This window comes from Micromonospora sp. NPDC004704 (genome assembly GCF_053601675.1).
The window spans coordinates 1-13,025 of sequence record NZ_JBSGCD010000028.1; the positions used below are offsets into that span (position 1 = coordinate 1).

Below are 13,025 nucleotides of genomic sequence, written 5' to 3' on the forward strand. Positions count from 1 at the left end.
GTGCCCGGCGAGCGCCGTCAAGCTTGATCCGCTCGCCGGGCACGGTCGGCCCGACCCTGTCCACAGTAGTGGTTTTGCTTCGTTCTGCTCTGGGTATGGGTGGGGTCCCGTTCCTGGAGGTCGACGATGACCCGGACTGCTGCTGATCGGTTTCCTACCCGGCATCTGCCGGGGGTGAGTGTGCGGGATCTGCCGGAGCCACCTCGGTCGGCGTGGCCGGTGATCGGGCCGGGGGTGATCGCGGCCGGGGTGGGGCTGGCCTCGGGTGAGTTCATCCTGTTTCCGTACATCGCGTCGCAGGTGGGGCTGGTCTTCCTGTGGGCCGCCGCAATCGGGATCGTGACCCAGTGGTTTTTGAACATGGAGATCGAGCGGTACACGCTTGCCACCGGTGAGACGGCGTTGACGGGGTTCTCGCGGTTCTGGCGTCACTGGGGGCTGGTCTTCGCGGTGATGGTGTACTTCGCGAACCTCTGGCCGGGATGGGCGTCGAGTTCGGCGACGATGGTGACGTACCTGTTCGGTGGGGACGCCACCTGGATCGCGGTCGGCATGTTGGTGATCATCGGGATGACGCTCACCCTGGCGCCGGTCATCTACACGGCCCTGGAGCGGGTGGAGTTCGTCAAGGTCGGCCTGGTTGTGGTCTTCCTGGTGGTGGCGGTGGTGTTCGCGGTCGGCGCGGACGCATGGGGCGAACTGCCGCGTACGGTCACCGCGCCGGAGTTCCCGACCGAGTTGGGCTTCGCGCTGATCCTCTCCGCGCTGGTCTTCGCCGGTGCCGGCGGCGGGCAGAACCTGGTGCAGTCGAACTGGATCAGGGACAAGGGATTCGGCATGGGCCGGTACGTTCCCCGGCTGGTCAGCCCGGTCACCGGGCGGCCGGAGGCGGCGCCGGACACGGCCGGGTTCGTGTTCGAGCCGACCGAGGAGAACCTGGGCCGGTGGCGGCGCTGGTGGCGGCTGGCGAACCGGGAGCAGCTCGTCACGTTCGTACTGATCTCGTTCGTCACCATCGTGCTGATGTCGATGCTCGCGTTCTCGACCGTGCACGGCGTACCCGGTCTCGCCAACAGCGTCTCCTTCCTGGAGGTGGAGGGCGACCGGCTCGCCGAGCTGGTCGGGCCGTGGTTCGGCACCCTGTTCTGGGCGATCGGCGCGATCTCGCTGTTCGCCGCGGCGATGGGCATCGTCGACTACACCAGCCGCCTCGCCGCCGACGTGATCAAGACGTCGTACCTGCCGCGCCGGTCCGAGAGCACGATCTACTTCGTGCTGGTCTGGGGTCTGGTCGGGTTGGGGTGCGCGATCCTGCTCGCCGGCTTCGACCAGCCGCTGGTGTTGCTGGTGATCTCCGCCTGCGTGGGTGGGCTGATGATGTTCATCTACTCGATCCTGCTGCTGGTGCTCAACCGGCGGGTCCTGCCGCCGCAGATCCGGCCCCGGTCCTACCGGGTGGTCGCGCTGATCTGGGCGGTGCTGCTGTTCGGGGTCTTCTCCGCGCTGACCGTCTGGCAGCAGGGTGAGCGGCTGCTCGACTGGCTACGCTGACCGAACGCGATTCCGACGGGCACGGGACGGAACCGGGGGCGTCATGGATGCAACGAAACACGTCCTCTGTGCGCCCTAGGGATGTGCTGGTACAGACGTCCGTGGGCGCGGCGGCGACCTTCGACGAGGTGTACGCCTCCCACTACGTGCCCCTGGTACGGCTGGCCTACGTCACCACCGGCAGCCAGCAGGCCGCGGAGGACGTGGTGCAGGAGGTCTTCATCGAGTGGCTGCGGCGGTTCGAGACCGTCCGGGACCCGGTGCCCTACCTGCGCCGAGCGGTCGTGTCCCGGTGCACGTCCTGGCTGCGTCGGCTGATCCTGGAGCGCCGGCACGGTGCCATGTCATCCGGTGGACCGCCACCGCTGCTCCCACCGGACGGCACCACCACCGCCGTACGCGCGGCGCTGGCCCGGCTCAGCCCCCGGCAGCGGTCGGTGGTCTTCCTCCGCTACTACCTGGACCTCCCGGTCGACGAGATCGCCGTGACCCTGGGGTGCCGGCCGGGAACCGTGAAGTCCCTGCTCCACCGCTCGCTCGCCGCTCTCCAGGAGCACCTCGATGACAACTGATCCCGATCGCGACGGCCGGATCGCGTACGGGCTGCGGCGGGTCGCCGACGCGCTCACGGTCAGCCCACCCGATCCCGACCAGCTCCGTGCCCGCGCCGCGCTGCCGCCCCGTACGCCCCGATTCGCCGTCTGGCGGTGGCCGGTGCTCGCCGCGGTCGCGGTACTCATCGTGATGGCGACGATCGCACTCCTGCCCGGTCTCGGCGTACGCGGTCGCGGGCCCGCGCCGGCCGGTCCGGTCGACGCGCCGACGCTGCCGACCCGGTTCGCCGGCATGTCGTTGCTGACCGCGCCGGTGTCGACGGCGCCGCCCGGGCCGGCGGTCGCCCTCTACCACCAGGGCTCCCTGGGTACCCGGCGGGGCACCACCCAGGTCGTGGTGCTCGGCGCCGACGGACACACGTACCGCCGGCTCGACCTGGCCGAGAAGCGCGGTGCCGTGGGCGACGACGGCGAGTGGAGCGCGGCCGGCGCCCTGCTCGCGCCGGACGGCTCCGAGGTCGCGGTCGCCAGCGCCGACCGGCTCGCCGACCACCTGGAGCTGGTCGATCTCCGGTCCGGGGTGGCGCGGGCGATCCCGCTCGGCCGGTCCGCCGCCGTACGACTGCTCGCCTGGGCCCCGGACGGAACCCGGCTGGCCATCGCGATGCTCGACGGTCCCCTGGACGGGTCGCCGGTCACCGGACGGCTCGCCGTGCTCGACCTGCGGGACGGGCGGGTCCAACCGGTGGGCACGGAGCAGCTCACCGATGTCATGCTGCAGGCGGCGGTCTCACCCGACGGCACGATGCTGGCCGTACCCGTGGGGACCGGCCGGGTCGACCTGGTCGACTTCTCCGGAGCCGTACGCCGCAGCCTCACCCTGCCCGAGGGCTACTACCTCGACAGCCCGTCCGCGTGGTCACCCGACGGTCGGCTCCTGGCGGTGCAGTACCTCGGGGCGGTACGGGGTGGCCTCGCCTTCGTCGACACGACCGGGTCGGGCGGCCCGGTACCCGCCCCGCTGAGCCGCCCGGAGCACCCCTCCGAACTGCTCGGCTGGACGTCGGACACCACCGTCCTCGTCGGGGTGGAGGGCTCGGACTACGAGATCGTGCAGCGGTCGGTGGACGGGGTCACCACCCGTACGGTCGCCCGGCTGTCGCAGGGGGTGGGCCGGATCGCGAGGGTCAGCGGGCTGCAACTCGCGGGCGGACTGGTGCCGGACCTGCGGATCACCGAGGTCGGTGAGGTGGACCGGGGTCCCTGGCCGAGGTGGTGGCTGACGCTGGTCGTGGCGTTCGTCGTGGTCATCGGCCTGCTGGTCCACCGGGCGGTCCGCCGTCGGGCGGTTCGGTCGTCGACTGTCTCCGGGAGCGGGAGACCCACCGGGCCGGGCCCGACCGGCCGCACGGACCGGGTCGATAGATGACAAGCTGTATGTCCAATATTTCACTTATGGTCGGTTATCGTCGGCTTGGCTGGGTGACTGCCCGGCGCTGATCCGCTCCCGGGAGGAGAACAGCCAGATGACGCACGGGCGCATCGCCGACGCGGCCACGGGTGCGATCGGTGACACCGCCGGAGCGATCATGGACCCTGCACAGGGGATCCACCGGCTCAGGGGCGCCGTGAGCGGCCCCGCGCTGGTCGTGGTCGTGGCAGCCCTCGTCGTCGGCTACCTGATCGGTCGCCGGTCCCGGCGCTGAGTAAGCCTGGCGGTGGCGCGTGACGGGTCAGCGCCGCCGCGCCGCCCCGCCAACCGCGCCGCCCGTCGAGGGCGCCATCCCAGACACGGGGGAGCACTGATGCAGGAGATCGTCGGAGAGGCCCTGGCCAAACGCCTGGTCGACTGGGGGGTCGACACCGTGTTCGGGCTGCCGGGCGACGGCATCAACGGGCTGATGGAGGGCTTCCGCCGGCAACGGGACCGGCTGCGGTTCGTGCTGGTCCAGCACGAGGAGGCGGCCGCGTTCATGGCCACCGGGTACGCCAAGGCGACCGGCCGGTTGGGGGTGTGCGCGGCCACCTCCGGTCCCGGCGCGATCCACCTGCTCAACGGGCTCTACGACGCGAAGATGGACCACATCCCGGTGCTGGCCGTCACCGGCATGCAGGAAACCTCGGTCCTGGGTACGCAGTACCAGCAGGAGGTGCAGACGACCCAGCTCTACCAGGACGTCGCCGGCGCCTACAACCTGATGGTGACCAACCCGCAGCAGGTGCCGGGCGTGGTCGACATCGCGATCCGGCACGCCCTGGCCAAGCGGACCGTGGTGCACCTGAGCTTCCCGAACGACATCCAGGTGGCGGACACCGCCAGTGACCCGTACCGGCATGTCAGTCCGGGAGCGCCGCCGAAGAGCAGCCCGGTGCTCTCCCGCCCGCCGGTGCCCGCCGCGCACGAGGAGCTCGAACGGGCGGTCGAGGTGCTGGACGCGGGGCAGAAGGTGGCGATGCTGGTCGGGGTCGGTGCGCGGGACGCCCGCGAGGAGGTGATCGCCGTTGCCGACGCCCTCGGCGCCCCGATCGTCAAGACGCTGCCGGGCAAGCAGGTCGTGCCCGACGAACACCCGCTCACCACCGGTGGCCTCGGCCTGCTCGGCACGAAGCCGAGCGAGGAGTTGATGGAGGAGTGCGACACGCTGCTGATGGTCGGCACCTCGTTCCCGTACGCCAGCTATCTGCCGTCGCCGGGCCAGGCCCGGGTGGTCCAGATCGACCACGACGCCAGCCAGATCGGGGTACGGCTGCCGGTGGAGGTGGCGATCAGCGCGGACGCCCGGCTCACGCTCAAGCAACTGCTGCCACTGCTGGGCCGCCGCGACGACCGGTCGTTCCTCGGCAAGTACCAGGGCAAACGCGACACCTGGCGGGACGAGATGAAGGCGTTGCAGGACGGCGCCCGCCACCCGGTCGCACCGCAGTACCTGATCGGGTGCGTCGACGAACTCGCCGCCGACGACGCGATCCTCACCTGCGACTCGGGCACCATCGCCACCTGGGCCGCCCGGCACTGGACGATCCGCGGCGGACGGGAGTTCTACCTCTCCGGCAACCTGGCCTCGATGGCGCCGGGGCTGCCGTACGCGATCGGGATGCAGTTCGCCCATCCGGGGCGGCAGGTGATCGCGTACGTCGGTGACGGGGGTTTCGCGATGCTGATGGCCGAGTTCCTCACCGCCGCCCGGTACGAGCTGCCGATCAAGGTCGTGGTCAACAACAACAACGCGTACGGGCAGATCCTCTGGGAGCAGATCATCCTCGGCTACCCCGAGTACGCCGTACGCCACCGGCAGCCGGAGGCGGACTTCGCCGCCTGGGCGACGAGCTGCGGCGGCTACGGCTGCAAGGTCACCGAGCCGGGGCAGGTGCCGTCGGCGATCCGTGAGGCACTCGCGTACCCGGGGCCGGCGCTGGTCGACTGCCGGGTCAACCCGGACGAGCCGCCGATGCCCGGCAAGGTCCGGTACGAGCAGGCGAAGGAGTTCACCGAGGCGTTCCTGCGGGGCGAACCGCACAAGGTGTCGACCCTGGCCACGGTCGCCCGCGACAAGTTCAACGAGCTGCGCTCGTGAGCCCGGCCGCCCTCGTGCGCCCGGGACATGCGGCCGACTGACGGTGCTCGATGGTGAACCGTCGTCGGGGGCTGCTCGGGCAGTTGCGCCGGGCCGGTCCCGGGACCAGGGCGAACAGCCTGGAGGTCTTCTTCGACCTGGTCTTCGTCTTCGTGTTCTTCAGCATCGCCCGGGTGACCAGCGAGAATCTGACCCCGGTCGGGCTCTACCACGGGCTGTTGATCCTGGCCCTGCTCTGGTGGTGCTGGTGCTCGCACATGGTGGTGGCCAACTGGCTCCGCCTCGGCGAGGGGATCGGGCCGCTCGTGGTCTTCCCCGTCATGATCGCCACTTTCACGATCGCCCTGATCATCCCGCAGGCTTTCGTCGGCGAGACCAGCGGATTCGACGCCCCGCTGGTCCTGGCCGTCTGCTACCTCGTCGTGCGGGCGCTGCACGTGGTGCTCCACTGGTACTCGGCCGGGGACGATCCGGTCCTGCGTCGGCAGATCCTGCACTACGCGCTGCCGCTGGTCAGCGCCACCACCCTGCTGTTCATCGCCGGTCTGATCCCGTCGGAGTTCCACGGCCTCGACGAGGTGACCTTCCGTACGCTGCTCTGGACCATCGTGGTCGTGGTCGAGTACGGCGCCGGCAGGTTCCTCAGCGTCTCCCACTGGGGGCTCGCCTCGGCGGGTCACTGGGTGGAACGGTTCGAGCTGATCATCATCGTCGGGCTCGGGGAGACGATCATCTCGGTCGGGCTCGGCACCAGCCTGACCGACCGGACCGAGACCTGGGCGATGTTCATCGGGACCGCGCTCGGCATCGGTATCACCGCGTCCCTCTGGTGGGCGTACTTCGACATCGTCGCCCCGGCGGCGCACAAGGTCATGCACGGCACCCACGACCTGGCCCGGATCCGGCTGGCCCGGGACGCGTACGTCTACCTGCACCTGCCGATGATCGCCGCGCTGATCCTGCTCTCCCTCGGCGACAAGGAGATGGTCCACCAGCTCAGCGGCGAACACCTCGGCCTGTCCGAGCCCCAGCAGGGTCCGGGTGTCTATCTCGCCTTCGGCGGGGTCATCCTGTTCCTCCTCGGGCACATGGCCTTCCAGGCCCGGATCCTCGGTACGGTCGCCTGGACCCGGGCGGGCGCGATCGTCGTACTCGGTGCCCTGATCCCGCTGGCGGTCCGGCTCCCCGCGCTGGCGGCGCTGGGCCTGCTCGCGCTGGTGTGTCTCGTCATGGTCGTCAGCGAGGTGGTCATCTTCGCCGACTCCCGGCACGAGCTGCGGGAGTCGGCCCTGCAGGAGGCGACGGCGCACGAGGACCGCGAGACCGAGTGGCGCCGCGACCGCTACGAATAGTCAGCTACCCCCAACCCCGCCCGATTCCTCCAGCTCAAACCCATTGATCCACAGTAGAAGACAAAGATCGGGAGACGCTTTGGCCGGGGGGATTGACTCCCCCGAAACCGGCCGGCAAAGTCCGGGCGATACCGAACGGCTCGGCGGCCCTTCGGTGACCGACCAGGTGCGGCGGCGCGCTCCTTTCACTCCCGACCTCCGGAAGGAGCACCCATGCGTCGACGCATCATCGCGTCCGCCGCCAGTGCTGCCCTTGTCCTGACCTCACTGGTCACCCTGACCCCGCCCGCCACCGCCGCGCCCGCCGCACCGGCCGTGGCCGCCGCGGAGGTCCTGCAGGAGGTGACCCTCGCCAAGGGGCCGGTTGCGATGGGCGAGCCGATGGCCCTGACCGTCCTGCCGGACCGTACGGTGCTGCACACCTCGCGCGACGGGCGGATCTTCTCCACCGACGCGCTCGGCAACACGAAGCTTGCCGCCACCATCCCCGTCTACACCCACGACGAGGACGGGTTGCAGGGCATCGCCGCCGACCCCGACTTCGCGACCAACCGGTGGGTGTACGTCTACTACGCCCCGGTGCTCGCCTCCACCCCGGCCGGCGACGCCCCGTCGAACGGCACCGACGCCGACTTCGCCCGGTGGGAGGGGCACAACCAGTTGTCCCGGCTGACCGTACGGGCGGACGGGACGATCGACCTGGCGAGTGAGAAGAAGCTGCTCCAGGTCCCCGTCGACCGGGGGATGTGCTGCCACGTCGGCGGTGACCTCGACTTCGACGCCCGGGGCAACCTCTACCTGACCACCGGCGACGACACCCAGCCGTGGTCGTCCAGCGGTTACACCCCGATCGACGAGCGCGACGGCTTCACCTGGGCCTTCGACGCGCAGCGTACCTCCGGGAACACCAACGACCTGCGCGGCAAGCTGCTGCGTATCCACCCCGAGGTCGACGGCACCTACACCGTGCCGGCCGGCAACCTGTTCGCGCCGGGGACGGTGAAGACCCGCCCCGAGATCTACGCGATGGGCTTCCGTAACCCGTTCCGGATGTCCGTGGACAGGGCCACCGGCGTGGTCTACGTCGGCACGTACGCCGCCGACGCCGAGGTCGCCGACCCGAACCGGGGCGACGGCGGGCACCAGGAGTTCGAGCGGATCACCGGCCCCGGCAACTTCGGATGGCCGTACTGCCAGGGCTACAACTCGCCGTACAACGACTTCGACTTCGCCACCAACACGTCGGGGCCGAAGTTCGACTGCGCCGCCCCGGTGAACCAGTCACCGCACAACACCGGCCTGACCGAGCTGCCGCCGGCCCAGCCGGCCTGGATCGCGTACGACGGCGGTTTGTCCTCGCCGCTGGGCAACGGTGGCGGCCCGATGGCGGGCCCGGTCTACCACTTCGACCCGGCACTCGACTCGCCGACCAAGCTGCCGGCCAGCTTCGACAACAAGTTCTTTGCCGGGGAGTTCACCCAGGACTGGATCAAGACGATCACCGCCGACGGTGACGGCAGCGGCGGCACGATCGGCGACTTCCCGTGGACCCACACCCACCCGATGGACCTGGCGATGGGCCCGGAGGGCGCCCTCTACGTGCTCGACTACGGCGCCGGCTGGTTCAACGGCGACGAGAACTCCGCGCTCTACCGGATCGAGACCGCCCCGAACGGCAACCGGGCACCGACCGCGGTCGCCGGGGCCGACAAAACCTCCGGACCCGGTCCGCTCACCGTCACGTTCAGCTCCGCCGGATCCGGCGATCCGGAAGGGGACGCGCTGAGCTACGCGTGGACGTTCGGCGACGGCGGCACCTCGACCACCGCGAACCCGACCCACACGTACGCGGCCAACGGCACCTACCCGGCGAAGCTCACCGTGCAGGACCCGGCCGGCAACTTCGGCAGCTCGACGGTGACCATCACGGTCGGCAACACCGCACCGACGATCACCATCACCGGACCGGCCGCCGGCTCGGTGTTCAACTTCGGTGACGCGGTGCCGTACCAGGTCACGGTCACCGACCCGGAGGACGGCACGATCGACTGCACCAGGGTCGCGGTCAACTTCGTTCTCGGCCACGACCAGCACGGCCACCCGATGACCAGCGCCACCGGCTGCACCGGCGTGCTCCAGACCACCGCCAACAGCGAGCACGGTCCGGGCGACAACCTGTTCGGCGTGATCGACGCCGCCTATACCGACCGTTCCGGCCTGGCCGGACACGCCCAGGTGGTGCTGCAACCCCGGCACCGCCAGGCGGAGCACTTCGCCGACTCCAGCGGCAACGTGACCATCTACCAGAGTCCGGCCACCGAGGGCGGCTACGTCGGGGCGATCAACAACGGCGAGTGGGTGTCGTTCACCCCGTACAACCTGGTCGGGGTCACCGGTTTCACCGCCCGGGTCTCGTCGGCCAACGCCGGGGGAGTGCTCGAACTACGTACCGGCTCGGCGACCGGACCGGTGGTCGGCTCGGCAACCGTGCCGGGCACCGGCGGCTGGGAGAACTTCGTCAACGTGACCGGCACGGTCACCGCGTCGACCGGCACCGACACGCTGTTCCTGACCTTCGCCGGAGACCCCACCGAGGGTCTGTTCAACGTCGACAGTTTCACCTTCACCGGAGGCGGCAGCGCCAACAGCGACCTGGCCCGGCACCGGCCGGTGACGGCGTCGTCGACGTACGAGGCGTACCGGGTGCCCGGGCTGGCGGTCGACGGTGACTCCAGCACCCGGTGGTCCAGCGAGTACGCCGACCCGCAGTGGATCAGCGTGGACCTCGGTGCCTCGTACGAACTGGCGCGGGTCCGACTGAACTGGGAAACCGCCGCCGCGAAGGCGTACGAGATCCAGACGTCGCCGGACGGTGACACCTGGACCACCGTGCACAGCACCACGAACGGCAACGGTGGGGTGGACGACATCCAGCTCAGCGGCACCGGCCGGTACGTCCGGATGTACGCCACCGAGCGCACCACCGGCTGGGGTTACTCGCTGTTCGACTTCAACGTCTACGGGCCGTCGGAGGAGGAGAACCCGCCGGAGACGTACCAGGTGATGGTCTTTTCCAAGACGGCCGGGTACCGCCACGACTCGGTCGGCGCCGGGATCTCCGCGATCGAACAGCTCGGGCGGGAGAACGGGTTCCGGGTCGACGCCACCGAGGACGCCGGAGCGTTCACCGCCGCCAACCTGGCCCCGTACGAGGCCGTGGTCTTCCTCTCCACCACCGGTGACGCGCTGAACGGCGAGCAGCAGGCGGCGTTCGAGGCGTACATCCGGGGTGGTGGTGGTTTTGTCGGCGTGCACGCGGCGGCCGACACCGAGTACGACTGGCCCTGGTACGGCGGCCTGGTCGGCGCCTGGTTCGACTCGCACCCGGCGACCCAGCCGGCCACGGTCCGGTTCTCCGACCGGGCCAACCCGTCGACCTCGCACTTCGCCCCGACCTGGAACCACACCGACGAGTGGTACAACTACCGCACCAACCCTCGGGCGAACGTGAAGGTGCTCGCCACCGTGGACGAGTCGACCTACAGCGGCGGCGGGATGGGCGCGGACCACCCGATCACCTGGTGCCAGGAGTACGACGGCGGCCGGGCCTGGTACACCGGAATGGGCCACACCGTGGAGTCCTTCGCCGAGGAGAACTACACGAAGATGCTGCTCGGCGGCATCCAGTTGGCAGCCGAGCAGGCCGATGCCGACTGCCGGCCGGAGACCGGCTACACCGCCCTGTTCGACGGCACCCAGGCCAGCCTGGACCAGTGGGAGCAGGCCGGTCCGGGTGGGTTCACGCTGGCCGACGGCACGATCAGCTCGTTCGGCGGCATGGGCCTGCTCTGGTACCCGCAGCGCACGTACGCCAACTACTCCCTCAAGGTCGACTGGATGATGCCGGGCGACGACAACGGCGGGGTGTTCATCGGGTTCCCGGATCCGCAGGGTGACCCGTGGAAGCCGGTCGACGCCGGGCACGAGATCCAGATCGACGCCACCGACAACGACCCGACCCGTACCACCGGCAGTGTGTACAGCTTCAAGGCGCCGGACACCGCGTTGCGCGAGGCCAACCTCAACCCGCCGGGTTCCTGGAACACGTACGACGTCCGGGTGCACGGGCAGCACGTGGAGATCTTCCTCAACGGGGTGAAGATCACCGACTACACCTCCGGCCGGAACATCGCCGACGGCCACTTCGGGGTGCAGAACGACGGCGCCGGACTGGAGATCAACTACCGCAACATCCGGATCAGGACGGACGACTCCCCGACCGGGGAGGACCTGGCCCGGGGTCGCCCGGTGACGGCGTCGTCGGTGGAGCCGAACTCGTCGCACGTGCCGGGCAACGCGGTCGACGGCAACCCCTCCACCCGGTGGGCGAGCGAGCACCTGGTCGACCCGCAGTGGCTCACCGTCGACCTCGGCGCCGAGTACGACCTCGACCGGGTACGTCTGGCCTGGGAGGCGGCGTACGCCAGCGCGTACGACGTGCAGACCTCGACCGACGGCACCACCTGGACCCGGATCCACGGCACCGCCAGCGGTGACGGCGGGGTCGACGACCTCGCGGTCACCGGCACCGGCCGCTACCTGCGGGTGTACGGCACCGCACGGGCCACCGAATGGGGTTACTCGCTCTACGACATCAACGTCTACGGCACCCCGGCCGTTGGGGACACCACTGCCCCGACGACCAGGGCCGAGGTCGCCGGACCGGTCACCGCCGGCTGGTACACCGGGCCTGCCACCGTCACCCTGACCTCGACCGACGAGGCCGGCGGCAGCGGGGTCGGCTCCACCGAGTACCAGCTCGACGGTGATCCCGCGTGGACCGTCTACACCGGGCCGGTTCCGGTCGCAGGTGACGGCGAGCACGTGCTGCGGTACCGGTCCACCGACCGGGCCGGGAACCTGTCCGCACCGGGCCAGGTCGAGGTGAAGGTCGACGCCACCGCGCCGGTCACCTCCGCGACCTTCGCCCCGGCGAACGACAACGGCTGGCACGCCGGGGCCATCCCGGTCACACTCGCCGCCACCGACGCCGGATCGGGCGCCCAGGGGATCGAATGGTCCCTGGACGGCGGGCCGTGGACGGCGTACTCGACGCCGGTCGACGTCACCGGCGACGGGCAGCACGAGCTGCTCTACCGGGCGAAGGACACGGCCGGGAACGCCGAGACCCTCAAGTCCGCCCTGGTGCGGATCGACGGGACGAAGCCGACCGTGATCGTCTCCGGGCTCGCCGACGGCCAGCTCTACGGCGACAGCGGCGAGGTCCGCGTCACGTTCCAGGCGGTCGACCCGACCTCCGGGGTCGCCGCCACGATCGGCAAACTCGACGGTACGCCGTACGCCAGCAAAACCCTGCAGGCCCTGTACGACCTCAGCCTGGGCCTGCACGAGTTGACCGTCACCGCCACCGACAAGGCCGGGAACAGCACCACCAGTTCCGTACGGTTCTTCGTCACCACCTCGTTCCGGGACATCCAGCACCTGCTGGACCGGTTCGAGGCGACGAACCGGCTGTCCGCCAAGGCACACCGCCAGCTCACCAACAAGCTGACCGCGGCCCGTGACTCGGAGGCGGCCGGTAACGACAAGCGGGCGGTGCAGCAGCTCGCCGCGTTCGCCGTACTGGCCTCGGATCCGGTCCTGGTGCCCGACGCCGACGTACGCGGCGTGCTCGTACGCGACACCGACGCGATGATCGTGTCGCTCGGTGGAGTGGCCAGCACCGCCGGTGTGGCCGCGAACGACGGCCGGCAACTGGGCGGCACCGGCCGCCCCGACGGTGACACCGGCAGGGTCGCCAAGGACGGCAACCTGTAGTCGATCGTCAGGTGGGGGAGGGTCGCCGGCCCCGGCAGCCTTCCCCCACCCTGTCGCGACCCGACCTACCGTCGGACGGTCATCCATTGAGGTGCGACGATGTTATATTCGGTCGTCATCGATTTCGGTCTGTGTCGTGTGCATTCGACAGCCAG

General features: G+C 70.1%; 7 protein-coding genes. All 7 read left to right on the forward strand.

What is annotated here, in order from left to right; genetic code table 11:
• Positions 1-180: 180 nt before the first annotated feature.
• The 7 genes from ACWEFB_RS28845 (at position 181) to ACWEFB_RS28875 (ending at position 12,870) form a co-directional block, all read left to right on the forward strand.
• Positions 181-1,551: an Nramp family divalent metal transporter gene (locus ACWEFB_RS28845; RefSeq protein ID WP_452290399.1), complete on the forward strand. Its 1,371-nt coding sequence runs from the start codon at positions 181-183 to the stop codon at positions 1,549-1,551.
• 83 nt (positions 1,552-1,634) lie between these two features.
• Complete coding sequence (locus tag ACWEFB_RS28850) at positions 1,635-2,123, forward strand: RNA polymerase sigma factor (RefSeq protein ID WP_452290401.1); 489 nt, start codon at positions 1,635-1,637, stop codon at positions 2,121-2,123.
• The gene (locus ACWEFB_RS28855) at positions 2,113-3,534 is read left to right on the forward strand and encodes a hypothetical protein (RefSeq protein WP_452290403.1); all 1,422 of its coding nucleotides are present in this window, start codon (positions 2,113-2,115) and stop codon (positions 3,532-3,534) included. The genes ACWEFB_RS28850 and ACWEFB_RS28855 overlap by 11 nt, the downstream gene beginning before the upstream one ends.
• A 97-nt stretch (positions 3,535-3,631) precedes the next feature.
• Entirely contained in the window at positions 3,632-3,811 is a 180-nt protein-coding gene (locus ACWEFB_RS28860; protein ID WP_326559173.1) for a hypothetical protein, read from the forward strand.
• A 99-nt stretch (positions 3,812-3,910) separates the two neighbouring features.
• Positions 3,911-5,680: a thiamine pyrophosphate-dependent enzyme gene (locus ACWEFB_RS28865; protein WP_452290406.1), complete on the forward strand. Its 1,770-nt coding sequence runs from the start codon at positions 3,911-3,913 to the stop codon at positions 5,678-5,680.
• Positions 5,681-5,730: 50 nt separating this feature from the next.
• Positions 5,731-7,032 carry a low temperature requirement protein A gene (locus ACWEFB_RS28870; protein ID WP_326559171.1) on the forward strand — a complete coding sequence of 434 codons (1,302 nt, stop codon included), beginning with the start codon at positions 5,731-5,733 and terminating at the stop codon, positions 7,030-7,032.
• Between the two features lie 213 nt (positions 7,033-7,245).
• Positions 7,246-12,870, forward strand: coding sequence for a ThuA domain-containing protein (locus ACWEFB_RS28875; protein ID WP_452290408.1), 5,625 nt, complete (start codon positions 7,246-7,248; stop codon positions 12,868-12,870).
• Positions 12,871-13,025: the final 155 nt, after the last annotated feature.